Here is a 26,116-nt window from a genome sequence, read left to right as displayed (position 1 = left end):
CGATCACATACCTTCGGCATCGAAACTGTCGATGTATTTCCGCCCGGCGGCCAGCGCCGAGGCCGTCGCCTCTGCCACGCTGAGCTTGCGCGACTTGGCCAGCTTGATCAGCATCGGCAGGTTCGCCCCGAACAGGATGCGCCGATCGGACGGGATACAGGCCCGGATCGACAGATTGGAGGGCGACCCCCCGAACATGTCGGTCACCACCACCACGCCATTGCCCTGATCGACATCATCCGCCGCGCGACAGATTTCGTCCTGCTTTGCCCCCCGGTCATCGTCGGGCCCGATGGAAATGGCACGAATACCGGTCTGCCGGCCAACGACATGTTCCACCGCCGCCAGATATTCGCGGGCCAAGCCCCGTGCGCGACAATGACGATTCCGATCACGCGCCCGATCCCGATGCCGCCGCAGACGCGATCTGCGCCCGCCTTTCCAGTTCTCTGTGCCGTATAGACACTTGCCATTCCGTTGCCGCAAGCCTGTTTGCCACGGTTTCGGCAACCGCGACGGAGCGGTGTTGCCCCCCGGTACAGCCGAACCCGATCGAGATGTGGCTGCGGCCCTCGTCGCGATGCGCGGGCAGAACGAAATCGGCCAGCGTGACGATATGCTCCACGAACGTGCCGAACCGTCCGTCTTCGCCAACATAGTGGACGACTTCATCGTTGCGGCCATCAAGATGGCGCAGCGACGGATCCCAATACGGATTGCGCAGAAACCGGCAGTCGAACGCCATTTCCAGACCGTGCGGAAGCCCGCGCTTGTAGGAAAAGGAGTGCAGCGACAGCGCAAGGGGGGCCTCTCCCCCCGCGGCGAAACGTGCGGTCATCTCCGCCCGGAACTCGTGGATCGTCAGGTCGGAGGTGTCGATCAGGATCGTGGCGAGCTCCCGAATCGGTTCGAGAACGTCAAGATCGCGCGCCACCCCCTCGACCGGGCTTTCGGCCGGGGCCATCGGGTGACGGCGCCGGGTTTCCGAGAACCGTCGCAACAGAACCTCTGGACGGCAATCGAGGTAAAGCACATCGGCCTCGATATGCGACGCGGACCAGATCTGTTGAATGAGGTCGGCAAGTGCCCGGGCGGAAAAGTCCCGGGTTCGCGTATGCACCCCAAGGGCAAGCGGCGGACGTACCTCGTTGCCGTCCAAAAGCTTCGGGACAAGCGACAGCGGCAGGTTGTCGATGGCTTCGAAACCGATGTCTTCCAGCACGTTCAGCGCCGTCGACCGCCCCGCCCCCGACGCCCCCGTCACCAGAACGACGCGCTGCGGGTTCGGTGCCAGATCTCGTTCAGGTGTCTCGGGCATCAGTCACTTCGGCCGGACGTCAGGTAAAGCAGGATTGCTGAAGGGAAGTATGGCTGATCGACCCGGCGAAGCAAGGGGACGATATGGTCAAGAAACCGCGTTTCTCGCCTTGGCGGCAGTCGCTCGGTCTCGACCTGGTCCAGATCGACGGCAAGCACGACCCGGGCGCGGCTTTCGGTCTCGGCATGCAGCAGGCCGACAAACCGGGCCTCGATCAGGCCCCGAATGGTCTCGGGCGCATGGGCGACAAGGCTGTCGCCGTCCGCGAAAAGGCAGGTTCGGTCATCGGCGACCAGTCTGGCCCCAAGGCCGATCAGTTGCAGGGCAAGGGCCGATTTCCCCGCGCCCGAACGCCCGGTGATCAGCACGGCCCGCCCATCGACGGCCACACAGCTTGCATGCACGATGATCGGGGCGGGTTGGTCCGGCATAATCGGACGTCTATCACGTCAGACCGGCAGGCCGACCACGAATCGCGCCCCCAGCGGTTCGGACGTGACGTCAGCCTCGGTCGGACGGATGTTCTCGGCCCAGATGACGCCGCCATGAGCTTCGACGATCTGCTTGGAAATCGCCAGCCCAAGGCCGGAATGGTTGCCGAACTGCCCGGGCGGACGTTCGGAATAGAAGCGGTTGAAGATCTTGTTCAGCGCCTCGTTCGGGATGCCGGGCCCCGTATCCTCGACCACGACAAGCACCCTGTTGTCCTTGGTCCGCGCCCAGATCCGCACGGCATCGCCCGCCTCGCAGAACGAGACCGCGTTGGTGATCAAATTGACGAAGACCTGGGCAAGCCGCGCCTCAAGCCCCTGCACGACCATCGGCTCGGGCGGCAGATCGGAGATGAAATCCACGCCCTTCTCGCGCGCCTCCTGCCCCAGATGCTGGCTGAGATTTGTCAGCAACTGCACGAGGTCGAATTTCTGTTCGTCTTCCTTGACCAGTTCGCTGTCCAGACGCGAGGCGTTGGAAATGTCGCTGACCAACCGGGTCAGGCGCCGAACGTCATGCTCGATGATCTCAAGAAGTTTCTCGCGCTGCTCTTCCCGCTTGGCCAGCCGCAGCGTCCCGGTGGCAGAGCGCAGACTGGCCAGCGGGTTCTTGATTTCATGGGCGACATCGGCCGCGAATTGCTCGTTCGCATCGATCCGGTCGTAAAGCGCCGTCACCATTCCGCGAAGCGCAACAGACAGCCGCCCGATCTCGTCCGGGCGCCCGGCCATGTCGGGGATCCGCACGCGCCCGGGGCTCATCTTCTGGGAGTGGCGGTCCCGGCCCAGTTCGGCCGCGGCTGCGAGTTCCGACAGCGGGTTGGCGATGGTCGAGGCCAGAACGAGGCTCAACCCGATGGAGACGATCAGCGCGATGACGAAAACCTGCAAGACCTGTTCGCGTTCGATCCGCACCAGCCAGTCGATCTCACCGCTGGCAGATACGAGCGCCACGACACCGACAACCTGCCCCGCCCGGATGATCGGGGTGGTCGCGGTAAAGGCGGTGCGTCCGCCGGCATCGACGCCGGTTTCGATCTGCGCACCGGCAACCAAGGTGCGGGCCACCTGGTCACGCAGGCGCTCTTCGGGGCTGGAATCGCCGTTGGCCACTCCCGGGCGCTGAAGGCGATGGGCAAGCCCTTCCCAGATCGTGTTCAGAATATCGGTGATGATCGTGATCTTGCTTTCGTCGCGGATATCGTCCGCCGGCCAATCGGAAGAGGCACCGCCGCGGGCGCGCGCCACCAGAATTTCCTGCGCGTCGAACACGAACGCTTCGACCCCGGGCGCCAGATCAAGCCCGGCCAGAGTCTCCGTGGCATCGCGCCCGCGGCCCGCCCGGATGCCGAAGGGGGCACCGGGCGCCATCTGCGCCTCGAACACGTCGGCGACGAGTTCGGCCTCTGCCACCAGCCCGCTTTCGCGCTGGCGCAGCAGGCTGTCCCGGGCCGGGTTCATGTAAAGCACGCCAGAGATCAGAATGATCTGCGCCAGCAGGTTGAACACGATGATCTTGCGCGCCAAAGGCGAGGGGTTCAGCGCGATCCGAACCTTGCGGCGCGCGGCGGTCGTGGCGGCCGACGCCGCCCCCGTGTCCCGGGATGCGCGCGCGGACATGTCGACATCGGCTTCTGGCATTGTGTCCCGCACGGAGCCCCCCGGCTTGCGCCTATTCTTCGTTGTAGCGATAGCCGATGCCGTAGAGCGTTTCGATCGCGGAGAAATCCGGATCGGCCTGCCGCATCTTCTTGCGCAGCCGCTTGATGTGGCTGTCGATGGTCCGGTCGTCGACATAGACCTGATCGTCATAGGCCACGTCCATCAACTGATCGCGGCTTTTCACGAAGCCCGGCCGCTGCGCAAGCGCCTGCAGCAACAGGAACTCCGTCACGGTCAGCGCGACATCCTTGCCCTTCCAGGCCACCGCATGGCGAAGCGGGTCCATCGTCAGGTTGCCGCGCACCATGACCTTGCTGTCCTCGGGGGCCGGGCCGTCATCGGCGGCGATCACCTCCTGCCGGCGCAAGAGCGCGCGGATGCGTTCGACCAGCAGGCGTTGAGAGAAAGGCTTTTTCACATAGTCATCGGCGCCCATGCGCAGGCCCAGAACCTCGTCGATCTCGTCATCCTTCGAGGTCAGGAAGATCACCGGCATCTTCGACTTCTGGCGCACGCGCTGCAGAAGGTCCATGCCGTCCATCCGGGGCATCTTGATGTCGAAGACCGCCATATCGGGCAATCGCTTGTTGAACGCGTCCAGCGCCGATTGACCGTCATTGTAGGTCTCGACCTCGAAGCCCTCGGCTTCCAGCGTCATGGAAACGGAAGTCAGGATGTTCCTGTCGTCGTCTACGAGCGCAATCCTCGACATCGGGGGCCTCTCACTTCTCTGCGAGCGAATTGTTGTCCTGTCCGGTGTCCTGCCTTGCCGACAACCGGGCATCCCGGAACGGCGAATCACGGACAGACCGTTGCCTCAACTCAAAGGCAAAATCGCTGACAGAGTGCTAACGGCATCCCTCCGGTTGTCTTATTGTCGATCAGGACGGCACAATTCCGGGGCGCGGATAAAATGATTGCGCTAACGTCGGGCTAAACGATTGATGATTGCGCTAACGTCCTTTCCGAAGCTGTTGCGGGATGAAAGCCTCGTGCTATAGGCGCGCCATTCTGAAGGCCGCGGCATGGAGGGTAAGATATGGAATTCGGTCGGGTGAATCCCAAGCAACGTCTTGAAGATCAAGGCATTCAAGGTCTGGGCAAGGTCTACTACAACCTGCTTGAACCGGCGCTCATCGAAGAAGCGCTGAAGCGGGGCGAAGGGCGTCTGGGCCAGGGCGGGGCGTTCCTCGTGACCACCGGCGAACATACCGGCCGCTCCCCCAAGGACAAGCACGTGGTCCGCACCCCCGATGTCGAAAACGACATCTGGTGGGAAAACAACCGCCCCATGACGCCGGAGGCTTTCGACACCCTGCATGCCGACATGCTGGAGCATATGAAGGGCCGCGAGATGTTCGTGGAGGACCTCTATGCCGGGGCCGATCCCGCCAACCGTCTGGACGTGCGCGTCGTGACCGAAATGGCGTGGCACGGGCTCTTCTCCCGCCACCTGCTGCGCCGGCCCGCGCTGGATGAACTCGACAGCTTCGCGCCCGAATTCACGGTCATCAACTGCCCCAGCTTCAAGGCCGACCCCGAGCGCCACGGCTGCCGCAGCAAGACCGTCGTCGCGATGAACTTCGCCAAAAAGCTGATCCTGATCGGCGACACCGAATATGCCGGCGAGATCAAGAAATCGGTCTTCACGCTGATGAACTTCATCCTGCCGGGCAAGGGCATCATGGCGATGCACTGTTCGGCCAACCACGCCATCGACAACCCGGTGGATACCGCCATCTTCTTCGGCCTGTCGGGCACCGGCAAGACCACGCTGTCGGCCGATCCGTCGCGCACGCTGATCGGTGACGATGAACATGGCTGGTCGGAAAACGGCACCTTCAACTTCGAAGGCGGCTGCTATGCCAAGACCATCAGCCTGAGCGCCGAGGCCGAGCCGGAAATCTACGCCACCACGTCGAAATTCGGCACGGTGATCGAGAACATGGTGTTCGACGAACACACCAAGACGCTCGATTTCGAAGATGACTCGTTGACCGCGAACATGCGCTGCGCCTACCCGCTGCACTACATCTCGAACGCGTCCGGCACGGCGATGGGCGGGCATCCCAAGAACATCATCATGCTGACCTGCGACGCGTTCGGCGTGCTGCCCCCGATCGCACGGCTGACGCCCGCACAGGCGATGTATCACTTCCTGTCCGGCTTCACCTCCAAGGTCGCCGGGACCGAGAAAGGCGTGACCGAGCCGGAACCGACCTTCTCCACCTGCTTCGGCGCGCCCTTCATGCCGCGTCGGCCGGAAGCCTATGGCAACCTGCTGCGCGAAAAGATCGCCCGTCACGGCGCGACCTGCTGGCTGGTCAACACCGGCTGGACCGGCGGCGCCTATGGGTCGGGCGAGCGGATGCCGATCAAGGCCACCCGCGCCCTGCTGCACGCCGCGCTTGACGGCTCTCTCAACGATGCGGAGTTCCGCAAGGACCCCAACTTCGGGTTCGAGGTGCCGCTTGCGGTGCACGACGTGCCCGAGGTCCTGCTTGACCCGCGCCGGACCTGGGCCGATCCGGCGGCCTATGACGCGCAGGCTGAAAAGCTGGTGCACATGTTCTCGGAAAACTTCGCGCAATACGTGCCCTATATCGACGATGACGTGAAAGAAGCCGCCATCGGCTGAGGCATCCGCCACCGCATGATTTGCAGGGCCCGGCCGTTACGGTCGGGCCTTCGCCGTTTCGGGCCCTCACCCGACAGGTTGGGCGATCCGGGCCGCGCCGTCAGCCCATCAGCCCCCGGCGGATCAGGTTGGCCGCGGCCACCGACAGCACGATCAGCGTCACCTTGCGAAAGCGGGCGGCGGGCAGCCGATCCTGAACCCGCACCCCCAGCCACATGCCAATTGCCGCCGGGCCGACCAGCGCCGCCGAAAAGGGGATCGTCTGCGCATTCAGCACCCCCGACCCCAGATGGGCTGCGGTCAGCGTCGTTGCCCCGATCAGGAAGACAACGCCCTGAACCCGCACCATTTCCATCTTCTCGGTGTTGAAGCTGAGCAGATAGGCGATCACCGGCGGCCCCCAGACCCCCGACAGCCCGCCGAAGAACCCACCGGTCAGCCCCATCGCGACCTCGGCCCGCCCGCGGTGCCGGGCATGCAGGATCAACTGGCGCCCCAGAAGCTGGGACAGCGTGAAGGCAAGGATCGGCACCCCCAGCACCAGCAGCATGACCCGATCAGGCAGAACCGGCACCAGGGGCGCACTGATCAGAATACCGCCAATGACGCAGCCGATCAGCAATCGGTACCGGCGGACCGATCCCCATGCGGCCCGCGGCCCCTGCCGCAAGGCCTGGGCCACATTCGTCAGCAGCGTCGCAAAGATCAGCCCGGCCAGCGCCAGATCCGCAGGCAGAAAACTCGACATGCCCGAGATCATGATCAGCGGCATCGCGAACCCCGTCACGCCCTTGACGATGCCTGCAAAAGCCGTCACGGCCACCGCCGCCGCGACCAAGACCGGTTCAATCCCGAACATGCCGTCGTTCCCCCTTGTCCAGAACGCCTATAGCCTGCCGCCGGGCACGCTGCACTGCAAAAACAAGGCGGTCATTATCCTTCAAAAAGCCATGCTCAATTGAATTTTTGTTGCGCTGCATCTGCGAAGGCCCTATGTCACCCCAAGCCCGAAACAAGGAGACGATTCATGCCCCATGACGGTCAGGACATCGCCAATGCGCAAGCCACGATCCTCCCCGATCTTCTGACGCTGACCAAGGCCGCCCTTGCCCCGGTGGACAAGGTGATGGAGGCCGCCCGCGCCGCCGTTCGCGCGCAGGTGACCGATGGCGACCGCGTCTCGGGCAAGCTGATCGAGATGCACCAGACGGCCGCACATGGTTTGGCGTGGCTCTCGACCTATGCGCAGGCACTGACCCAGATGCAGGGCTGGGCCGAGCGGCTGACCGAACAGGGCAAGTTCGGCGAGGTCGAGCAACTGATCCTCCAAATCTCCTTCGGTGAGTACCTTAGCCAGATCGCCGGCGGCATCCCGATGAGCCAAGGCGAAATCGTCCGCCTGCGCGATGTCGGCGTGTCCGGAGACGAAGTTCACGCGCTCTACACCGACGAGGTGACGGCGCTGATCGGCAGCGCCAACACCCCCGCCGCCCGCGCACGGCTTGTAACGCTGATGCAGGAACAGGCGGGCAACGTGACCGTCGGCGCCACCGGCCTTGATGAAGAGCTGGAGATGATCCGCGACCAGTTCCGCCGGTTCGCCGTCGACCGGGTGGAGCCCAACGCCCATGAATGGCACCTGAAAGACGAACTGATCCCGATGGAAATCATCGAGGAGATGGCCGAACTGGGTGTCTTCGGCCTGACCATTCCCGAGGAATACGGCGGGTTCGGGCTGTCCAAGGCGTCGATGTGCGTCGTGTCCGAGGAGTTGTCGCGCGGCTATATCGGCGTGGGCTCGCTGGGCACGCGCTCGGAAATCGCCGCCGAACTGATCCTGTGTGGCGGGACGGAAGAGCAGAAACAGCACTGGCTGCCCAAGATCGCCAGCGCGGAAATCCTGCCCACCGCCGTCTTCACCGAACCGAACACCGGCTCCGACCTCGGCAGCTTGCGCACCCGCGCGGTCAAGGTGGGCGACGATTACGAGGTGACCGGCAACAAGACCTGGATCACCCACGCCGCGCGCACCCATGTGATGACGCTGCTGGCGCGCACCGACCCGGCGACGTCGGACTACAAGGGTCTGTCGATGTTCCTGGCCGAAAAGACCCCCGGCACGGATGAAAACCCGTTCCCGACCGAAGGCATGACCGGCGGCGAGATCGAGGTTCTGGGCTATCGCGGCATGAAGGAATACGAGCTTGGCTTTGACAAGTTCAAGGTCAAGGGCGAGAACCTGCTGGGCGGGGTCGAGGGGCAGGGCTTCAAACAGCTGATGCAAACCTTTGAATCCGCGCGCATCCAGACTGCGGCCCGCGCCATCGGCGTGGCCCAATCGGCGCTCGACGTGTCGATGCAATACGCCCAGGACCGCAAGCAGTTCGGCAAGGCGCTGATCAACTTCCCCCGCGTCATAGACAAGCTGGCGATGATGGCCGTGGAAATCATGGTCGCCCGGCAGCTGACCTATTTCTCGGCCTGGGAAAAGGACCACGACCAGCGCTGCGACCTCGAAGCCGGGATGGCGAAACTGCTGGGCGCCCGCATCGCATGGGCCTGCGCCGATAACGGGTTGCAGATCCACGGCGGCAACGGCTTCGCGCTGGAATACACGATCAGCCGCATCCTGTGCGACGCGCGCATCCTGAACATCTTTGAGGGTGCGGCGGAGATTCAGGCACAAGTCATCGCACGCAGAGTCTTGGGCTAACCGATATCAGGACGTGTCCGGGGGACACGTCCTCTCGGCGGCACGCGGAGATTCAGGCGCAGGTGATTGCTCGGCGCGTTCTCGGATAACGGATCATCCGTCTTACAAGCCCCGCCCCAGTCACCGTACCGGGGCGGGTGCTCAGGTCTGTAGCGCCAGCACCCGGACCAACCGCCCCCGTGCCGCGGGCAAGGGCTTCTCCCCCAGCGCAGGTGCGAGCCATTTCTCAAGAAAATGGCCCGTCAAGCGCAGCCCCGCGCCGATCTCGCTCTCGCGCACGGGACCCTGCCCCAGCAGGCAGGGCGGCAGCGGCAGCAGGCGGTCCGCCCATTCGCCTGCGCCCTTTGCACTTACCGCCCGGCCCGTGCGGGGCGAGACATAGGCAAGATCGTCCCGGCTGCCGGTGACCGCGCAAGCCGACAGGTCAAGACCGAAGCCCATCTCCTCCAACAGCGCCAGTTCCCAGCGCAGATAGGCCAAGGGCCAGGCCTCTGCATGGCCGAGCAGGTCGAACAGCGCCTCTGACCGCAGGAAAAGCTGGGGGTGCGGCGCGCGCTCGGGCAGGCTGAAGGACAGCAGCGCCGTAACCGCATTCAACCCCGCAAGGGCCGCGGCATCGCCCATGACATGCCCCGCCCGGCTCCGCACGGGTTCGACCGTGAAGCTGCCGAGGTGATCGTCAAGCCGCGCCCGCCATGTCAGGGCCAGTCGCGCACCGGGTTGCAGCACCGGGGACAGCCGTCGCCCGGCCCCGCCCCGAACCACCCCCATATGGCGCCCGTGACCCGCAGTGAACACATCGACGATGGCCGCGTTTTCGCCGTGCCGTCGCACGGTCAGAACGCTGCCCTCGTCCTCCCACTCGATCACGCCACGCCCCTTCGCTGCCCCCAATACCCAAATCGAAAGGCGAAGGTCACGCAAGGCCGGGGTCGTCAAGCAGGTGGCGCCCCGCGCGATCCTCGACCTCGACCACCCACAGGTCCGGGTCGAACTCCCGCTGCCGGGCGACAGATACATCAACCTCGGCCTCGTTCCCCTCGGTCAAGACCGACCAGACGCGCGCCCCGGTTTGCAGATCGAACCGGCGCTGAAAGGCACGGGCCTGCCCGTCCAGCGTGTTCATCTTCACCAGAACTGCGCCTGCCGTGTCGTCGCCATGGGCAACGACGAAGGCCGGGATACCTTCCAGCCTCAGCCGCGCCAGATAGGCCTGCACCCAGAACTCCGCGGTCAGGCGCATGCGGCACCTCTGCGCTGGCGCACGGCGCGGCGCGTGCTAGGGTCTTCGCTACGCCACAGCAGAGGAGGCCGCACCATGTCCGACCGCCCCGCAATCCCGCCGCTTGCACTGGTCACCTTCGGGTTTGCCCTTCTGATCGACCTCATCGTGGTCACCGGAGTTGCGCGCAATGCCTTCGTGATGATGCTGATGTTGATGTCCAACCTCTTTGCCTGCGCGGCGCTTTACTGGCTGATCCTGCGGTATTTCTTCAACCGGCTGCCCGGCGTGCCCGAGGATCAGTCCCCGTCGCGGAAATCCAGCCCCATCTCGGAATAACGTTCGGCCTCTTCCAGCCAGCCGGGCCGCACCTTGACCTGCAGGAATAGGTGCACGGGCCGGTCGAGAAACTCCGCGATCTCAACCCGCGCGGCCTGGCCGATGGCCTTCACCGTATCGCCCTTGTGGCCCAGCACGATGCCCTTGTGCCCGTCACGGGCGACGTAAATCACCTGATCGATCCGGGTGGAGCCATCCTTGCGGTCCTGCCAGCCCTCGGTTTCCACCGTCAACTGGTAGGGCAGTTCCTGATGCAGGCGGAGCGTCAGCTTCTCCCGCGTGATCTCGGCCGCGATCATCCGCATCGGCAGATCGGCGATCTGGTCCTCGGGGTAGAGCCAGGGCCCCTCGGGCAGCGTCTCGGCCAGCCAGCTGCGCAGGTCGTCCACGCCATAGCCCTTTTCGGCCGAGATCATGAAGGTCTTCGCGAATGGATAGGCCTCGTTCAGATCCGCCGACAGGGCCAGCAGCGCCTCGGCCTTCACCCGGTCGATCTTGTTGATCGCCAGCGCCACGGTCTGGCCCTCGGTTTCCCGCTCCTTCAGTGCGTTCAGGATGGCATCCACCCCGTCGGTCCGCCCGCGATGCGCCTCGACCATCAGCACAACGATATCGGCGTCCGCCGCGCCGCCCCATGCGGCGGCGACCATCGCGCGATCCAGCCTCCGGCGCGGACGAAACAGCCCCGGCGTGTCGACAAAGACAATCTGGCTTTCGCCCTCAAGTGCCACGCCGCGAATACGCGTGCGCGTGGTCTGCACCTTGTGCGTCACGATAGACACCTTCGCGCCCACCATGCGGTTCAGCAGGGTCGACTTGCCTGCGTTGGGCTCTCCGATCAGGGCAACGAAACCGGCGCGCGTCATGGGCCACTCCTTCTGACAACGCGGCTCTCTAGCCCATTTCCCGGACCAAGACCACAGCTTCAGTCAGCCTTGCCTGACGGCAGTGCGGACGGCATTCCGGCGGGCGCGCGTTAACTTTCGGGCAAGAATGTGACTTCCGATAAGCTTTCGTCAAAGTTATGACTCATTTTGTCCAAATTGCGGCGACGACGGGAGCCGAGCCGCACAGAGACGGAAGCCTTGACAGGAAGAGGTGCCCGATGTCCCGCTCCGTTCCCACAGCCGCCTATGCAATCCTCGGCGTATCGCCACAGGACGATTTCAAGACGATCCGCAAGGCGTGGCTGAAGCTGGTGCGCCGATACCACCCCGACGTGGTGCGCGGCGATGTCGAAGGGGCAACGCGCAAACTGGCAACGCTGAACGACGCCTATGACAAGGTGCGCGCCCACAGGGCAGAGGGAAAGACCACCGCAGACGACACGCTCGAACGCCACCGGCAAGAGGCCGCCCGCCGTGCCGAAGCCGCCCGCAGGGCCGAGGCAGACCGCCGAGAAGAGGAGCGTCGCCAGCAGGAAGCCGCCCGGCGCGAGGAAGAGCAGCGCCGCAAGGACGCCGCCCGCCGTGCCGAGGCTGCGAAACAGGCAGAGGCCGCCCGCCAAGCCGAAGCCGCGCGCAAGGCCGAGGCACTTCGGCAGGCAGAGGCCGCACGCCGCGCCGCGGCACGGAAGACCGCCTTTACCGTAGCCGGCCGGTTCGAACATGCACGGCGCATCATGGAACCGGCCCCCGAGAAGCGCACCCTGCTGGTCGCCTGAGCCGCGGAAGATCGGCTGAGAGACCTAGTCGCCCTTGATACGCTTCAGAAGCGCCGAGGCCGCTGCCTGCTCGGCCTGCCGCTTGGCCCCGGCGGTCGCGCGTGCTTCCTCGCCACTCTCAAGCCGGGCGCTGATGGTGAAGACGGGCGCGTGATCGGGCCCGTCGCGGCTGATCTCGGTATAGGTTGGCGGCGGCAAACCGCGGGCCTGCGCCCATTCCTGCAAGGCGGTCTTGGCGTCGCGCGCATCGGTCTTCACCGTCTCGATCCGGTCGCCCCACAGGCGAAGCACCAGATCCCGGGCCACCTCGAACCCGGCATCGCGATAAACCGCGGCGATCACCGCCTCCATTCCGTCGGCCAGAAGCGCCTCTTTCCGCCGTCCGCCCGACAGCATCTCTGACCGGCCCAGCTTCAGCACATCGCCCAAGCCGATTTCCCGGGCGACGGCTGCGCAGGTCTCTCGCCGCACAAGCGCGTTGAAGCGCGGCGCGAGTTGACCCTCGCTTGCCTTCGGGTCGGCCTGCAAGAGCGCCTCGGCCATGACAAGGCCCAGCACCCGGTCGCCGAGGAATTCCAGGCGCTGGTTGTCGGGCCGCGTCGGGCTCGACAACGACGAATGCGTCAGCGCGCGCGACAGAAGCTCCGGCCGGGCGAACTCATGCCCCAGCCGTCGGGAAAAGGCCGCGACTTCGGCAGACAGTTTCAATCGACAGCCTTGAAGAAGCGGTCGGCCCGCCACGTCCAGACGAAGAACAGCGACCGTCCGGCAGAGGAGAACATCACCCGGTCGGCGCGGCCGATCAGGTTTTCCGCCGGCACGAACCCGACCCCGCCATTGGCGCGCGCGTAGCGGCTGTCCTGGCTGTTGTCGCGGTTGTCGCCCATGAAGAAGTACTGCCCCTTGGGAACGGTGAAGATCGGCGTGTTATCCGAAAAGAACCCGTCGCGGATGTTCAGGATGTCGTGGCTGACACCATTGGGCAGGGTTTCGGTGAACCGGGATTTCTTGCAGGTGCCGCCCTCGCCCACCGGGGCGTTTTCGCATTGCGGGAAATAACCGCCCGGCCCCTGCCGGCGATAGGTTTCCTCGAACACGCCGGCGGGTTCCACCTTGACCGGGGCATCGTTGATGTAAAGCTGCCCGTCCTTCATCTGGATCCGGTCGCCCGGCAGGCCGATCAGGCGCTTGATGAAGTCCGACCCGTTGACCGGGTGGCGGAAGACGACCACGTCGCCACGCTCGGGCTCCGAGAAGAACAACCGCCCCTCGAACGGGCACATGGAAAACGGGCAGGAATAGCGCGAATAGCCATAGGCCATCTTGTTGACGAACAGGAAGTCGCCGACCAGAAGCGTGTCCTTCATGCTGCCCGACGGGATCCAGAAGGGTTGGAAGAACACCGTGCGGAACACGCCCGCGATCAGGAGCGCCCAGAAGATCGTCTTGACCGTCTCCCAAAGGCCGTCGGCCTTCTTCTCATCCGTCTTTGCCATTTGCCCGGCCCTGTGCTTGGGGGAATTGCCCCCGCTTCATGCTTGGGCGGGGTGTGGGTGTCAAGGCGACGCGCTGGTCCCGATCAGGTCTTTGGCCGCGCCTCGATCACGACGAAAGCCTGCGCCCAGGGGTGGTCGTCGGTCAGGGTGACATGGATCATGGCCTCGTGGCCTTCGGGCGTCATCGCGGCCAGCCGTTCCGCCGCCCAACCGGTCACCTGCATCACCGGCTGGCCGGTTTCAAGATTGCTGACCGCCATGTCCTTCCAGGAAATCCCCATGCGCAACCCGGTGCCCAGCGCCTTGGAACAGGCTTCCTTGGCCGCCCAGCGCTTGGCATAGGTGCCCGCCTTGTCGGCGCGGCGTTCGGCCTTGGCCTGTTCCGTGTCGGTGAAGACACGGGTCAGGAACCGCTCCCCGAACCGGTCAAGCGTCGCCTGAATGCGGTCGATATTGGCCAGATCGGTGCCGATACCCAGGATCATGCGCGCGCCCTCCGCCCGGCAGCGCCGCAGCGGGGCCGCAGGCACCGCTGCCCGGCCCAACGGAAGGCGCCGCGACAGCGGCAACGACGGGCGGGAGCCCGCGCTTCCGCCGGCCCCTCGACTGCGGCACCTGGTTCCACGGATATCGCCTGCAAGGCTGCCTCCTTTTCCATCGACAGCCCGCATTTACGCCACCGGGCCGCCGCAGGCAAATACCCTGCCTTGCCGATCTTGCCAGCCGCGTGTCGTGGTCGCATCCTCCCACGACACGCAATCGGAAACGGAGCCTGCCCCATGGCCCTCGAAGACATGGCCAGCGAAGCCTATGAAATACTGGCGAACGCGCCGGGCGCCCGCTCCGACCCCGAGGGCACCGCCCGCGCGGTCGAGGCCGCACTGGCCGCCGCGCCCCATGATCTTGACGTCCGCCTTGGCGCTTACCGCTTCTATTTCTATACGCATCAGTTCGAAAAGGCCGTGCCGCAGGCCGAGGTGATCCTGTCGCTGGCCGCACAACGGCTGAACATCGCGTCCGATTTCCACGCGGTCCGCCCCGACGACGCCCCGTTCAGCGAGGCTGAACTGGCCCCGGGCCTCTACCTGCAGGCGCTGATCGCGCTGGCCTATTGCCACATGCGTCTGGGGGATTTCGACACCGGCCAACCCTATCTGGACAAGGCCTTCGAACTGGACCCCACCGACCGGTTCAGCGCGTGGCGGCTGGAACGCGCGGCCAAGGCCAACGAGGCGGAGGAGTACTAAGCGCAAGCTTATTGTTGGGCCGTTTCAATCAAAAAGCGTGTCACGATCTGAGCGTTGTAGTCTCCATATAGCCCACGGATGAATTGGGCCTTCGACCGGCGGAAATCGTTGACAGGTCACTCGCCCAGCGACAGCATAGAACTATTACAATCGGGGAAAGGGGAACAAAATGAACACATTCAAGAATTTCGCCGCATCTGCAGCGTTGGTCGTGATAACAGGCGCAGCGCAGGCCGCGACGCTCACCGGCGATGAGGTTACGCTGATCATTGACGACATCAGCTTCTCTTCCACGGCAACTGTCGGCGCAGGCGTCGACTTCACGGTCGGCAACGTCGAATGGGATTTGGATGCCGGTCTTGGTGGCGATGAACTCTTGGTGACAACCATCGGCGACTTCCCGACTTTCGGTGCCACCTCGTGGGCACTGACCGGGCTTGACTTCTCGGGGGATGAGGACCTCATCGGGTTCAGCGGTCTGTTTTCGCAAATGGCCAACACTGTGGTGACCTTCACGACGGACTCCATCCTGTTTACCTTTGACGAGGGGCCGGTGACACAGGGGACAACCTTTTCAGGCACCTTCGTGACGGCCCCGGCAAGTGCCGTTCCACTGCCTGCCGGGCTGCCGCTTGCAGCATCGGGGCTCGCCCTGTTGGGCCTTCTGAGGCGTCGCCGCAAGGCGTGAGCCTGCACTTTATCTTACATAAGAAAGGGGTGGCCCATGGGCCACCCCTTTTTCGTATGGGCGCGTTCAGTCCCGCGCCACGTCCATCAACCGCCGCATCTCGGCAATGGCGGGGGTCAAACCGCGAAAGATCGCCTCCCCGATCAGGAAATGGCCGATATTGAGTTCGCGCACCTCGGGAAAGGCCGCGACGGGGCCGACGGTGTCATAGGTCAGGCCGTGGCCCGCATGCACCTCCAGCCCAAGCCCGTGGGCATATGCCGACATCTCGCGCAGACGCTGCAATTCGGCGTCGCGTTCCTCGAAACGCCCCTCGGCATGCAGGTCACAATAGGCACCGGTGTGCAGTTCCACCACAGCGGCGCCGATCCGCGCGGCAGCCTCCACCTGCACGGGATCGGCGGCGATGAAGATCGACACGCGGCAGCCGGCGTCGCGCAGCGGTGCGATGAAATGGGCAAGGCGGTTCTCGTCCTTCGCCACCTCAAGCCCGCCTTCGGTCGTCCGCTCCTCCCGCTTCTCGGGCACGATGCAGACCGCATGCGGCTTGTGGCGCAGGGCAATCGCCTGCATCTCGTCCGTGGCCGCCATTTCAAGATTCAACGGCACCGTCAGGCTTTCCATCAAGCCGTCGATATCGGCGTCCGAGATGTGGCGGCGGTCCTCCCGCAGATGGGCGGTGATCCCGTCGGCACCGGCCTCTTCGGCCAGCTTCGCCGCGCGCACCGGGTCGGGATAGGCCGAGCCGCGCGCGTTGCGCACGGTGGCCACGTGGTCGATATTCACACCCAGACGCAGCTTTCCGGTCATGTTCGACATCCTTGCCTTTTTACGGACTTTGGGACCGGCACCGCCCGGCTTCCCGCCTTGTGTCCCAACTCAGCCAGTTTTTCCTTGAGCCGCCCTTTGCGCCGGTTCTGATAGGCGCGGATCACAGGCACCGACAGATAGTACGCCGTGCCCGCCGCGACCACTCCCGGCAAGATCCCACCGATCATATAGGGCAGAAAGACCTCGTTGTTGAACTGTGCAAGCTGCGCCCAGTTGGCGTCGGCACGGGTGAACAGCGCGATCAGGTTGTGCTGAAGATCCGAGGCCGCCCCGGCGAACTTGGCGACGAGGGAGGTATTCATGCTCTCGTCGAACTCCGTCCCCATCAGGAAATGGCCTGTCTTGAGAGAGACGATCCCGATCGGCACATAGGTCAGCGGATTGCCGAAAAGGGTCGATATCAGCGCCGCGAAGATGTTGCCGCGCATCGACCGCGCCAGGATCGCGGCAAGGAAGAAATGCAGCCCATAGAACGGTGTGAAGGTCACAAAGATACCCGCCGCAATCCCGCGTGCGATCCGCTCGGGCGTGTCCGGCAGGCGGCGCACGCGATGCGTGATATAATAGAATGCCCGTCCCCAGCCGCCGCGCGGATACACGCTGTCGATGACGATCTGCTGGACGTTCCTCTTGTCGCGGCGCTTGAAAACCAAGCCGGTCACCTTCGGTTTCGGACGCGCCTCAGGGGGAACGTTCCGGGTTGCGGTATCTCTTTATCTCGGCGACATCGCTCTCGGCCTCAAGGGCCGTCATCACAGTGTGCAGATGTTCGACGTCTCGCAAGTCAACTTGCACCAGCAAACGATAAAAATCAGGCTTTTTGTCGGCAAATTCCAGATCCGAGATATTGGCCTTCTGCTCTCCGATCAGGGTGCAGATTCGCCCAAGGACACCGGCATCGTTCCGGATCGTCAGGCTGAACCCCACGGTATGCACCGCCGGGTGGCGCCCCGAATGCCAGTGCAGATCGACCCATCGGTCGGGCTGTTCCTCGAACTTCTCCAGAACGGGGCAGTCGATGGCGTGCACGATCACGCCACGCCCGCGATAGGTGATGCCCACGATGCGTTCGCCCGGGACGGGCTGGCAACAGGGCGCGCGGGTAAAGGACTGCTCCGGAGACAGGCCCACGACCGCGCGTGCCGCATCGATCTCGTCCCCGGTGGTCTTGGCCAGTTCGGGATAAAGCGCCTCGACCACGTCCTGGGCGCGGAGTTCGGCACTGCCCAGCCGGGCCAGAATTTCCGCCCCGTCCGGAAGCCCGAACCGTTTGGCCGCGGTTCTGAGCGCCTTTTCGCTGGCTTTCTTGCCGACATGGTCGAAGGCCACCCGCGCCAGTTCCCGGCCCAGCTTGATATAGCGTTCCCGGTCTTCCTCGCGCAGCGACTTGCGGATCGCGGCCTTGGCGCGCCCGGTCACAACGATGTCGATCCACGTGGCCTGCGGGCGCTGCCCCTCGGCGGTGATGATTTCCACCGACTGGCCGTTCTTCAGCCGGGTCCAGAGCGGCACGCGCATCCCGTCCACCTTGGCCCCCACGCAGGAATCGCCGATCCGCGTATGGATGGAATAAGCGTAATCAAGGGGCGTCGCCCCCTTGGGCAGTTTCACCACATCTCCCTTCGGCGTGAAGCAGAAGACCTGGTCGGAATACATCTCCAGCTTGACATGTTCGAGAAACTCGTCGTGATCCTCGGCATTCTCGAACCGTTCCGTCAGCGAGGCGAGCCATTTTGCCGGGTCGACCGCAAAGGGGTTTTCCGCCCGGACCCCATCGCGATAGGACCAGTGCGCCGCCACGCCGGCCTCGGCCACCTCGTGCATCTGGCGGGTGCGGATCTGAACCTCCACCCGTTTGCCGTCCCGCCCCGACACGGTGGTCTGGATCGAGCGGTAGCCATTCGATTTCGGCTGGCTGATATAGTCCTTGAACCGTCCCGGCACCGCCCGCCAGCGCTGGTGGATTGCCCCCAGCACGCGGTAGCAGTCGCCCTCGCTCTGCGTGATGACGCGAAAGCCGTAGATGTCGGACAGGCGGGAAAAGCCCTGGCCCTTTTCCTCCATCTTGCGCCAGATCGAATAGGGCTTCTTGGCGCGGCCGAACACCTCGGCCTTGATGCCCTCGCGCTCCAGCTCCGCCTGAATGTCCTGCGTGATCTTCTGTACGACGTCGCCGGTTTCGCGCTGCAAGGTTATGAACCGGCGGATGATCGAACTGCGCGCCTTGGGGTTCAGCACGCGGAAGGCCAGATCCTCCAGTTCCTCGCGCATCCACTGCATGCCCATCCGGCCGGCCAGCGGCGCATAGATGTCCATCGTCTCGTGGCTCTTTCGGACCTGCTTTTCCTGCGGCAGCGACTTGATCGTGCGCATGTTGTGCAGCCGGTCGGCAAGCTTCACAAGGATCACCCGCAGGTCCTTGGACATCGCCATGAACAGCTTGCGAAAGTTCTCGGCCTGCTTGGTCTCGGTCGAGGACAGTTGCAGGTTGGTCAGCTTGGTGACGCCATCCACCAGTTCCGCGATCTCGGCGCCGAACAGCCGCTCGATCTCCTTGTAGGTGGATTTGGTATCCTCGATCGTATCGTGCAGCAGCGCCGTGATGATGGTGGAATCGTCCAGCCGCTGCTCGGTCAGAAGCGCGGCCACGGCAACCGGGTGGGTAAAGTACTCTTCACCGGAGCGGCGATACTGCCCGGCATGCATCTCGCGCCCATAGGCATAGGCGCGGCGGATCAGGTCGTCGTTGGTCTTGGGGTTGTAGTTGCGGACCAGAGAAATCAGGTCTTCGACATCGATCATCGGACCGCGAACTTTCCACGGGGGGTGCGGGGCACCCCCTCACATTTACTTCTGACCCTGCGCTTCCATGAGCGCGCGCAACAATTTCTCTTCCGACATGTCGTCCTCTGCCGGCTTGTCGGGCTCGCCACCGCCCATGAGCAGCGCCATGGAGTCTTCTTCCGGTTCGTCGACCTCGATCTGGGTCTGGTGCGCCTCGATCATGCGTTCGCGCAAATCGTCGGTCGACTGGGTTTCCTCGGCGATCTCGCGCAGGGCGACAACGGGGTTCTTGTCATTGTCGCGGTCAATGGTCAGCGCCCCGCCCGACGCGATTTCGCGTGCGCGATGGGCTGCCAGCATCACCAGTTCAAACCGGTTGGGAACCTTGTCAACGCAATCTTCTACCGTCACGCGGGCCATGAAGCTCTCCGATACATTGGGAGTGTGAAGCCCCTTCTTATTGGGTCTGAAAGAACTTGACAAGGGCGGACAGCCCTGTCCAAGGCGGCGAAATCGGGCAAATCGGTGCCTTTTCGGCCTCCGGCAGCCGGTCGAGCAACTGACGCGCCGTCAGCATGAGGCCCGGATGAACCCAGTCGGGATCGATTTCCACCAGCGGCACCAGCACGAAAGCCCGGTCCTGAAGCCGCGGATGCGGCAGGATGAGGTCATCGGGGGCCTGCCGGGACTGCTGTTCGGGTGGCAAGGCGCGCCACGCACTCTGGATGGCCACATCGGGCAGGACCATCCCGCCCAGGTCCAGCAGGTCGAGGTCCAGCGTCCGGGGCGCCCAGCGTGTCGCCCTTTCCCGTCCGAACGACGCCTCAATTTCATGCAGCCGCATCAAAAGCGCGTCAGGATCGAGCACGGTGTCGATTTCCGCGACGGCGTTCACGAAATCGGGCCCCGCCCCCGCTGGCACACAGGGCGTGCGGTAGAATCGGCTGATTCGCGTCACATCGGTCGACTCGTCTGCGAGGGCCACAAGCGCCTGCGCCAAGGTCGAAGATGAGTCGCCGGACGTTGCAGGCAGGTTGCTACCTAACGCAACTTTGCCCCGACGGCGGGTTTTTGTGGCATTTCCGGGTTGCGGCATGTCATGCTTTCTTTAATTTCCCGGGAACCGCGCGCCGAACATCAAATCTCACTCTCGTGATGACCTGACGACCTACACTCGAATTCCCCGGCCGCGGACGTATTACCAGAAGGACCAGTAATGTTTTACCGAGACGAACGTTTGGCACTCTTCATCGACGGGTCGAACCTGTACGCGGCCGCAAAGGCCTTGGGCTTCGATATCGACTACAAGTTGTTGCGCCAAGAATTCATGCGCCGCGGGAAACTGCTGCGCGCGTTCTACTACACGGCGCTGCTTGAGAATGACGACTACTCGCCGATCCGGCCTCTTGTCGACTGGCTGCACTACAACGGCTTCACCATGGTGACCAAACCGGCCAAGGAATACACCGACAGCCAGGGCCGCCGGAAGGTGAAGGGCAACATGGACATCGAACTGACCGTCGATGCGATGGAGCTTGCCCCGCGGGTGGATCACATCGTGCTGTTCTCGGGCGACGGGGACTTCAAGCCGCTGGTCGAAAGCCTTCAGCGTCAGGGCGTTCGTGTTTCGGTTGTGTCGACCATCCGCAGCCAGCCGCCGATGATCGCGGACGAGTTGCGCCGGCAGGCCGACAACTTCATCGAACTGGACGAGTTGAAAGAGGTCATCGGCCGCCCCCCGCGGGAGCAGCGGCAGGACCCCCGCACCGACGACACCGAGAGCGAGTGATCCGACACGACAACCTTGAAAGCCGGGCCGCGCACCGCATCTGACGGGGCGTGATGACCGGCGTTGTTCCCCTGACCTCCCTTGCGGGCATGTTCCTCGCGGCATTTGGCGCCGCGACGGTTCTTCCGTTTCAGTCCGAGGTCGTGTTTGTCGGTCTTCAGCTTGGCGGACAGGTCAGTCTTGGCTGGCTGATCGCGGTGGCCAGCCTCGGCAACATCCTCGGCGCGGCGGTCAACTATGCCCTCGGCCGGTGGGTGGAGCATTTCCGCGGCCGGAAATGGTTTCCCGTGACGGACCGGCAACTTGAACGCGCCCAAGGTTGGTATGGCCGCTGGGGCGTCTGGACACTTCTGCTGAGCTGGGCGCCTTTCGGCGACGCCTTTACCGTCGTGGCGGGCATGATGCGCACGCCGCTCTGGCTGTTTCTGGTTCTGGTCAGCTTCGCCAAGACCGGGCGATATGCCGCGCTTGCCTGGGCGACGGCGGCGGCCACCGGCTAGGGGCTGGGGCTGGACGGAAAGCCCCGGCGGGTTTACCTGTTTTATGGAACAGGAGATCGAACCCATGACCAAGCCGCCCCTTACCCTCTACCTCGCCGCGCCGCGTGGATTCTGTGCCGGTGTCGACCGCGCCATCAAGATCGTCGAGATGGCATTGGAGAAATGGGGCCCGCCCGTCTATGTCCGCCACGAAATCGTGCACAACAAGTTCGTGGTCGACGGCTTGCGTGAAAAGGGCGCCGTCTTTGTCGAGGAACTGGATGAATGCCCGGTCGACAAGCCGGTCATCTTCTCCGCCCACGGCGTGCCGAAATCGGTGCCCGAAGAGGCCCAGCGGCGCGAGATGATCTTTGTCGATGCCACCTGCCCGCTGGTCAGCAAGGTACATCTGGAGGCCGCCCGCCACCACGAGAACGGCAAACAGATCGTGATGATCGGCCATCGCGGCCACCCCGAAACCATCGGCACCATGGGCCAGTTGCCCGAGGGCGAAGTCCTGCTGATCGAAACCGCCGAGGATGTCGCAGGGCTTGAGGTACGCGACCCCGACAGCCTCGCCTTCATCACGCAGACGACGCTGTCGATCGACGACACCAAGGGCGTGGTCGCAGCACTTGAGGAACGTTTCCCCAACATCGAAGGCCCCCACAAGGAAGACATCTGCTACGCCACCACCAACCGGCAGGGCGCGGTCAAGGAAGTCGCGCCGAAGGTACAGGCCATGCTGGTGATCGGCGCGCCGAATTCGTCGAACTCCAAACGTCTGGTCGAGGTGGCGGCCAATGCGGGCTGCGAATATGCGCAACTGGTTCAGCGGGCTGCCGATATCGACTGGCGCGCGATCGAGGGCGTGTCGGCCATCGGGCTGACCGCCGGCGCCTCTGCCCCCAAGGTTCTGGTCGACGAGGTGATCCAGGCCTTCCGCGACCGGTTCGACCTGACGGTGGACGAAGTCGTCACCGCCGATGAAACCATCCAGTTCCGCCTGCCCAAGATCGTGCGAGAGCCGGCCTGATGCTGTCGGCACAGTTCCTGATCACGGCGCTGGTCGTCGTGCTGGCGCCGGGAACGGGCGTCGTCTACACGCTGATGCTGTCCTTGGGTCAGGGGCGCCGGGCCGCGCTGCCCGCCGCACTTGGCTGCACCTTCGGGATCGTTCCGCATCTGGCCGCGGCGATCCTTGGGCTGGCCGCGCTTCTGCATTCCTCTGCCCTGTTGTTCCAGATCGTGAAATTCGCCGGCGTCGCCTATCTGCTGTACCTCGCATGGCAGGCGGTGCGGCAGGGCGGCGCGCTGTCCATCGGAGAGGCGCGCGGGCGGGACAGCTTTGCCCGCATCGCGATCCGGGGCGCACTGATCAACATCCTGAATCCGAAGCTGTCGCTCTTCTTCCTCGCCCTTCTGCCGCCCTTCCTGTCGGGCAACCCGGCCTCCGCGACGGCCGAGATGATGTTGCTGGGCGGGGTCTTCATGGCGCTGACCTTCGTGATCTTCCTCGGCTATGGGCTCTTTGCCGCCGCGGCGCGCGACCGGCTGCTGGCCAGCGCCCGCGTGATGACATGGATGAATCGCGGCTTTGCCGCCGTCTTCGCGGGGCTGGGCCTGAAACTGGCGATGGAGAAAGCATGACCGACATTCCCCGTTCCGCGCTGTATCTTGGGCTTGCCGGGCTGATCCCGTTCCTGTGGGGGGCGGCGACCGTCACCTTCCCCGGCCTCGACACGTTCAGCCAATCCAATCTGGGCCCGCGCTTTTCGGGGATCTACGTGCTGAATTTCTACGGCACGATCATCCTGTCCTTCATGTCGGGCGTGCTTTGGGGCTTTGCCACCAAGGCGGAAGGGACCAAGGCCGCGCTGGGTTATGCGCTGTCGGTCGTCCCCGCGCTTTGGGCCTTCTTCATGGTGGGCGGCGGGCCGGAAGAGTCGGCCAAGGCGCTGGTCGCGGGCTTTCTTGGGCTTCTGGTTCTCGATGCGCTTTACTGGTGGCTTCAGCTTGCGCCGCGGTGGTGGATGACCCTTCGCATTCCGCTGACGCTGGTGGTGTCCGGCAGCCTTGGCCTTGCCCTGTTGTGAGCGGGACCGACGCGCAAACGCTGGCCGTCTATGCCGAAAAGGCCGCAGACTATTCCGAAATCCATCACGGCAGCGCGACGGCCAACCGGCTGGCCGGGTTCATCGCGGCGCTGCCTGCGGGCGGCACAGCCCTTGACCTTGGCTGCGGACCGGGCTGGGGGGCCGCCGCGATGCGCGAGGCGGGGCTTGTCGTCACCGCGATGGATGCCAGCCCCGAAATGGCCGACGTTGCCCGCGACCGCTATGGCCTGACCGTGACCGTTGCCACATTCGACGCGCTGACCGCAAAAGACGCCTTCGACGGCATCTGGGCGCATTACTCCTTGTTGCACGCCCCGCGCACCGCGCTACCCCGGCACCTTTCGGCGATCCGGAATGCGCTGCGCCCCGGCGGGCTTTTCGCGGTGACCATGAAACTTGGGGAGGGGGAAGGCCGCGACCTGCTGGGTCGGTTCTACACCTATGTCTCGGTTTCGGACCAGCGCGGGCTGGTGACCCAAGCCGGTCTGACAGTGCTGTCGGAAGAGGTCTTCCCCAGCATGGGCTTCGACGGTACACCCACGGACTGCGTCTACATGACCGCCACGCGCGGCTGATCCGGAAAGGTCCCCCATGCCAGAGCTTTTCGCCTATACCGACGGCGCCTGCAGCGGCAATCCCGGCCCCGGCGGCTGGGGCGTGCTTCTTCTGGCGAAGGACGGAGAGACGGTGGTGAAGGAACGCACCCTGTCAGGCGGCGAGGCCGACACGACGAACAACCGCATGGAACTCCTCGCCGCGATCAATGCGCTGGAAAGCCTGACCCGGCCCAGCGCCATCACGATCGTCACCGACAGTGCCTATGTGAAGAACGGTGTCACCGGCTGGATCCATGGCTGGAAGAAGAACGGCTGGAAGACCGCCGCAAAAAAGCCGGTCAAGAATGTCGAACTCTGGCAACGGCTGGATGCGGCGCAGGCCCGGCACCAGGTGACATGGGAATGGGTCAAGGGCCATGCCGGCCACCCGGAAAACGAACGCGCGGACGAGTTGGCGCGGGCGGGGATGGCCCCCTACAAACGGTGAGGTCATCCGGGCGGTGCGGACAGCGCCGGTGGGTATTTTCGCCAAGAAGAAGGGGCAAAGGTCAGGCGAAGACGGCCTCGGCACTCATGCACAGGCGGTTTTCGGGGCCTTGCACCCAGTACTTGTCCCCCGCCCGGCAGAGTTTCGCAGCCTCGAAATCCATCAGCGGGGCATGGGCGCGATAGCTGAAATGGCGCAACTGGCCGAAGGCCGAGGCCATCAGCATCAGCAACTGCGCCAGAAGCGGCCCGTGCACGACAAGACCCGGATAGCCTTCGACCCGTTGGGCGTAGTCCCGGTCGTAGTGGATCCGGTGGCAGTTGAAGGTCAGCGCGGAGTATCGGAACAGAAGCGTGGGGCCGAAGAAATAGTCGATCACATCCTGCGCGGTGTCGGTCACCGTGGGATAGGCCGGCACCGGTGCCGCGGGGTCGGCATCTGCACGGTAGACGATGTCCTGAAACTCGGTCACCCGCAGCATACCCCCCTCGACGATGTCATGCTTCAGCGTGACAAACGCCAGTGCCCCCGATCGGCCCTGCTTCTCTTCGATCTTCTCGATCGTCGTGGTCCGTTCGGCCGGGAGCCCGGTACGCAATGGTCCGAAGAAGGTCAGCTTGCCCCCGGCCCACATCCGGCGCGGCAGTCCGAAATCGGGAATGAAGTCGCCAAGCTTGGGGTGGCCGTCGCGCCCGAGTTCATCCGGGGCGCGCACGTCCCAGAAGAACAGTTGGTGGTAGAAGGGCGGCAGCGGATCGTAGTGCCCCGGCGGATCGCCGTCGAGGCCGAGCGTGGCGTGCAGCGCCTCCACCCGGTCATAGTCCAGCATATCCTTGTGGACCTGCGATTTTCCGACGGCCTCATGCATGACGGCATGCTAGCCGCTGCCCAATCCTTGCGCAACTTTTCGTTGCATCGACTTTTGCCGAAATCACCCCGCGTGCGTCAGTGCGAAATCGCTTGCCTCAGGGCCGCCATAAGATCCTCCAGCGACTTGAGATTGATCTCGTTGGTCAGGCGCCCGTTGTCATCGAACTGGCCTTGGGCCTGACCGACCAGCACCTCGGGCCCCTGCAGGATCCGCGGGCGGAACGGCACCATGCACAGGCGCAGCGCGAATTGCGTGCGCTCCCCCCCGGCGCGGCCCGCCGTCGCTGCCATGATCGCCACGGGCTTGTCGGCCCAGGGGTTGCCTTCGGTCCGGCTGACCCAGTCGAGCGCGTTTTTCAGGACGCCCGACACCGACTTGTTGTATTCGGGGCCAGAGATCACGACGGCATCCGCCGCGGCGATCTGGTCGGCCAGCGTCTGAACCGCGGGCGGGATGCCCTCTTCGGCCTCAAGATCCTCGTCGAACAGCGGGAACCGAAGGTCTGCCACGTCAAAGCGTGCCGGATCGAACAGGCGCGCGGCCTCATGGATGAGTTTGGTGTTGAACGACTCCCGCCGGAGAGAGCCGGAGATCCCCAGAAGCGTGTGGTGTGACATGTGTGTCTCCTTATGTGTCACGGGCAGACGTAAACCGGGACGGCGGTCTCGCAAGCACGGCTTGCCCTGCTTAATTCGCTGTCGCACTGTGCGCCGGCGAACGAAAC

The 26,116-nt window shown here is 64.3% G+C and carries 32 protein-coding genes and 1 pseudogene; 14 read left to right on the top strand and 19 right to left on the bottom strand.

What is annotated here, in order from left to right:
- Positions 1-3: 3 nt before the first annotated feature.
- From RGUI_RS13645 to RGUI_RS13625, 5 genes and pseudogenes are all read right to left on the bottom strand, one after another.
- A pseudogene (locus RGUI_RS13645) lies at positions 4-395 on the bottom strand (PTS sugar transporter subunit IIA).
- On the bottom strand, positions 392-1,318 hold the full coding sequence (gene rapZ / locus RGUI_RS13640) for an RNase adapter RapZ (RefSeq protein ID WP_081533801.1): 927 nt from the start codon (positions 1,316-1,318) through the stop codon (positions 392-394). Before rapZ ends, RGUI_RS13645 begins: the two are co-directional and overlap by 4 nt.
- Positions 1,318-1,749, bottom strand: coding sequence for an HPr kinase/phosphorylase (locus tag RGUI_RS13635; protein ID WP_081533800.1), 432 nt, complete (start codon positions 1,747-1,749; stop codon positions 1,318-1,320). The genes rapZ and RGUI_RS13635 overlap by 1 nt, the downstream gene beginning before the upstream one ends.
- A gap of 18 nt (positions 1,750-1,767) precedes the next feature.
- Positions 1,768-3,429, bottom strand: coding sequence for a sensor histidine kinase (locus tag RGUI_RS13630; RefSeq protein ID WP_253798419.1), 1,662 nt, complete (start codon positions 3,427-3,429; stop codon positions 1,768-1,770).
- A 52-nt stretch (positions 3,430-3,481) separates the two neighbouring features.
- Positions 3,482-4,183 (bottom strand): response regulator transcription factor, encoded by a 702-nt coding sequence (locus RGUI_RS13625; protein ID WP_081533798.1) that lies wholly within the window; start codon positions 4,181-4,183, stop codon positions 3,482-3,484.
- A 327-nt stretch (positions 4,184-4,510) separates the two neighbouring features.
- Between RGUI_RS13625 and RGUI_RS13620 the strand changes: the two genes are divergently transcribed.
- A complete protein-coding gene (locus tag RGUI_RS13620; protein ID WP_081533797.1) occupies positions 4,511-6,109 on the top strand; it encodes a phosphoenolpyruvate carboxykinase in 1,599 nt (532 codons plus the stop codon).
- Between the two features lie 100 nt (positions 6,110-6,209).
- Here the strand turns inward: RGUI_RS13620 and RGUI_RS13615 are convergent, their stop codons facing one another.
- Positions 6,210-6,881: a sulfite exporter TauE/SafE family protein gene (locus tag RGUI_RS13615; protein ID WP_253798417.1), complete on the bottom strand. Its 672-nt coding sequence runs from the start codon at positions 6,879-6,881 to the stop codon at positions 6,210-6,212.
- On the opposite strand from RGUI_RS13615, the gene RGUI_RS22180 reads away from it, so the two are divergent.
- A complete protein-coding gene (locus tag RGUI_RS22180; RefSeq protein ID WP_253798414.1) occupies positions 6,856-7,071 on the top strand; it encodes a hypothetical protein in 216 nt (71 codons plus the stop codon). The two genes, RGUI_RS13615 and RGUI_RS22180, sit on opposite strands and share 26 nt — an antisense overlap.
- 65 nt (positions 7,072-7,136) lie before the next feature.
- Positions 7,137-8,822: an acyl-CoA dehydrogenase family protein gene (locus RGUI_RS13610; RefSeq protein ID WP_081533795.1), complete on the top strand. Its 1,686-nt coding sequence runs from the start codon at positions 7,137-7,139 to the stop codon at positions 8,820-8,822.
- A gap of 141 nt (positions 8,823-8,963) precedes the next feature.
- Here RGUI_RS13610 and recO read toward each other — a convergent pair whose 3' ends face one another.
- Positions 8,964-9,689 (bottom strand): DNA repair protein RecO, encoded by a 726-nt coding sequence (gene recO, locus RGUI_RS13605; protein WP_081536092.1) that lies wholly within the window; start codon positions 9,687-9,689, stop codon positions 8,964-8,966.
- A 49-nt stretch (positions 9,690-9,738) separates the two neighbouring features.
- The gene (locus tag RGUI_RS13600) at positions 9,739-10,065 is read right to left on the bottom strand and encodes a DUF1491 family protein (RefSeq protein ID WP_081533794.1); all 327 of its coding nucleotides are present in this window, start codon (positions 10,063-10,065) and stop codon (positions 9,739-9,741) included.
- A gap of 75 nt (positions 10,066-10,140) precedes the next feature.
- Between RGUI_RS13600 and RGUI_RS13595 the strand changes: the two genes are divergently transcribed.
- Complete coding sequence (locus RGUI_RS13595) at positions 10,141-10,383, top strand: hypothetical protein (RefSeq protein ID WP_081533793.1); 243 nt, start codon at positions 10,141-10,143, stop codon at positions 10,381-10,383.
- Here RGUI_RS13595 and era read toward each other — a convergent pair.
- Entirely contained in the window at positions 10,344-11,249 is a 906-nt protein-coding gene (gene era, locus RGUI_RS13590; RefSeq protein WP_081533792.1) for a GTPase Era, read from the bottom strand. The two genes, RGUI_RS13595 and era, sit on opposite strands and share 40 nt — an antisense overlap.
- A gap of 239 nt (positions 11,250-11,488) precedes the next feature.
- Between era and RGUI_RS13585 the strand changes: the two genes are divergently transcribed.
- On the top strand, positions 11,489-12,046 hold the full coding sequence (locus RGUI_RS13585; RefSeq protein ID WP_172841150.1) for a J domain-containing protein: 558 nt from the start codon (positions 11,489-11,491) through the stop codon (positions 12,044-12,046).
- 24 nt (positions 12,047-12,070) lie between these two features.
- Here RGUI_RS13585 and rnc read toward each other — a convergent pair whose 3' ends face one another.
- The 3 genes from rnc to acpS all read right to left on the bottom strand — a co-directional run bounded on the left by rnc (position 12,071) and on the right by acpS (position 14,027).
- The gene (rnc, locus tag RGUI_RS13580) at positions 12,071-12,754 is read right to left on the bottom strand and encodes a ribonuclease III (protein WP_081533788.1); all 684 of its coding nucleotides are present in this window, start codon (positions 12,752-12,754) and stop codon (positions 12,071-12,073) included.
- The gene (gene lepB, locus RGUI_RS13575) at positions 12,751-13,542 is read right to left on the bottom strand and encodes a signal peptidase I (protein ID WP_081533786.1); all 792 of its coding nucleotides are present in this window, start codon (positions 13,540-13,542) and stop codon (positions 12,751-12,753) included. The genes rnc and lepB overlap by 4 nt, the downstream gene beginning before the upstream one ends.
- Before the next feature lie 83 nt (positions 13,543-13,625).
- Positions 13,626-14,027: a holo-ACP synthase gene (acpS, locus tag RGUI_RS13570; protein WP_081533784.1), complete on the bottom strand. Its 402-nt coding sequence runs from the start codon at positions 14,025-14,027 to the stop codon at positions 13,626-13,628.
- A gap of 294 nt (positions 14,028-14,321) precedes the next feature.
- Here acpS and RGUI_RS13565 point away from each other — a divergent pair, with 294 nt between their 5' ends.
- A complete protein-coding gene (locus RGUI_RS13565; RefSeq protein ID WP_081533782.1) occupies positions 14,322-14,789 on the top strand; it encodes a hypothetical protein in 468 nt (155 codons plus the stop codon).
- A 169-nt stretch (positions 14,790-14,958) separates the two neighbouring features.
- A complete protein-coding gene (locus RGUI_RS21910) occupies positions 14,959-15,477 on the top strand; it encodes a hypothetical protein (RefSeq protein WP_081533780.1) in 519 nt (172 codons plus the stop codon).
- Between the two features lie 66 nt (positions 15,478-15,543).
- Here RGUI_RS21910 and RGUI_RS13555 read toward each other — a convergent pair whose 3' ends face one another.
- Genes RGUI_RS13555 through folK form a run of 5 tightly spaced genes read right to left on the bottom strand, consistent with a single transcriptional unit; the run spans position 15,544 to position 20,188 of the window.
- On the bottom strand, positions 15,544-16,287 hold the full coding sequence (locus RGUI_RS13555; protein WP_371586878.1) for a pyridoxine 5'-phosphate synthase: 744 nt from the start codon (positions 16,285-16,287) through the stop codon (positions 15,544-15,546).
- Entirely contained in the window at positions 16,284-16,970 is a 687-nt protein-coding gene (locus RGUI_RS13550) for a DUF2062 domain-containing protein (protein WP_371586877.1), read from the bottom strand. Before RGUI_RS13550 ends, RGUI_RS13555 begins: the two co-directional genes overlap by 4 nt.
- 19 nt (positions 16,971-16,989) lie before the next feature.
- Positions 16,990-19,110: a bifunctional (p)ppGpp synthetase/guanosine-3',5'-bis(diphosphate) 3'-pyrophosphohydrolase gene (locus RGUI_RS13545; protein WP_081533774.1), complete on the bottom strand. Its 2,121-nt coding sequence runs from the start codon at positions 19,108-19,110 to the stop codon at positions 16,990-16,992.
- Between the two features lie 45 nt (positions 19,111-19,155).
- On the bottom strand, positions 19,156-19,512 hold the full coding sequence (rpoZ, locus tag RGUI_RS13540; RefSeq protein WP_081533772.1) for a DNA-directed RNA polymerase subunit omega: 357 nt from the start codon (positions 19,510-19,512) through the stop codon (positions 19,156-19,158).
- Between the two features lie 37 nt (positions 19,513-19,549).
- Positions 19,550-20,188, bottom strand: a complete 639-nt coding sequence (folK, locus tag RGUI_RS13535) for a 2-amino-4-hydroxy-6-hydroxymethyldihydropteridine diphosphokinase (RefSeq protein WP_081533770.1) — start codon at positions 20,186-20,188, stop codon at positions 19,550-19,552.
- A gap of 120 nt (positions 20,189-20,308) precedes the next feature.
- Between folK and RGUI_RS13530 the strand changes: the two genes are divergently transcribed.
- The 7 genes from RGUI_RS13530 (at position 20,309) to rnhA (ending at position 24,521) form a co-directional block, all read left to right on the top strand.
- On the top strand, positions 20,309-20,881 hold the full coding sequence (locus tag RGUI_RS13530) for an NYN domain-containing protein (protein WP_081533768.1): 573 nt from the start codon (positions 20,309-20,311) through the stop codon (positions 20,879-20,881).
- Positions 20,882-20,934: 53 nt separating this feature from the next.
- A complete protein-coding gene (locus tag RGUI_RS13525) occupies positions 20,935-21,381 on the top strand; it encodes a YqaA family protein (RefSeq protein ID WP_081533766.1) in 447 nt (148 codons plus the stop codon).
- 64 nt (positions 21,382-21,445) lie between these two features.
- Complete coding sequence (gene ispH / locus RGUI_RS13520; RefSeq protein ID WP_081536091.1) at positions 21,446-22,396, top strand: 4-hydroxy-3-methylbut-2-enyl diphosphate reductase; 951 nt, start codon at positions 21,446-21,448, stop codon at positions 22,394-22,396.
- Positions 22,396-23,010 (top strand): LysE family translocator, encoded by a 615-nt coding sequence (locus RGUI_RS13515; RefSeq protein ID WP_081533764.1) that lies wholly within the window; start codon positions 22,396-22,398, stop codon positions 23,008-23,010. Before ispH ends, RGUI_RS13515 begins: the two co-directional genes overlap by 1 nt.
- A complete protein-coding gene (locus tag RGUI_RS13510; RefSeq protein WP_081533763.1) occupies positions 23,007-23,456 on the top strand; it encodes a DUF3429 domain-containing protein in 450 nt (149 codons plus the stop codon). Before RGUI_RS13515 ends, RGUI_RS13510 begins: the two co-directional genes overlap by 4 nt.
- Complete coding sequence (locus tag RGUI_RS13505) at positions 23,453-24,052, top strand: bifunctional 2-polyprenyl-6-hydroxyphenol methylase/3-demethylubiquinol 3-O-methyltransferase UbiG (protein WP_081533761.1); 600 nt, start codon at positions 23,453-23,455, stop codon at positions 24,050-24,052. Before RGUI_RS13510 ends, RGUI_RS13505 begins: the two co-directional genes overlap by 4 nt.
- Before the next feature lie 16 nt (positions 24,053-24,068).
- Positions 24,069-24,521 (top strand): ribonuclease HI, encoded by a 453-nt coding sequence (gene rnhA / locus RGUI_RS13500; protein ID WP_081533759.1) that lies wholly within the window; start codon positions 24,069-24,071, stop codon positions 24,519-24,521.
- Between the two features lie 61 nt (positions 24,522-24,582).
- On the opposite strand, the gene RGUI_RS13495 is transcribed toward rnhA, so the two are convergent.
- Complete coding sequence (locus tag RGUI_RS13495) at positions 24,583-25,389, bottom strand: acyl dehydratase (protein WP_081533757.1); 807 nt, start codon at positions 25,387-25,389, stop codon at positions 24,583-24,585.
- Between the two features lie 77 nt (positions 25,390-25,466).
- A complete protein-coding gene (locus tag RGUI_RS13490; RefSeq protein WP_081533755.1) occupies positions 25,467-26,009 on the bottom strand; it encodes an NADPH-dependent FMN reductase in 543 nt (180 codons plus the stop codon).
- Positions 26,010-26,116: the final 107 nt, after the last annotated feature.

Source organism: Rhodovulum sp. P5 (genome assembly GCF_002079305.1).
In the GTDB taxonomy this organism is placed as follows: Bacteria; Pseudomonadota; Alphaproteobacteria; order Rhodobacterales; family Rhodobacteraceae; genus Rhodovulum.
The sequence above is the reverse complement of the archived record's forward strand: the minus strand, read 5'-3'. Positions and strand labels throughout refer to the sequence as shown.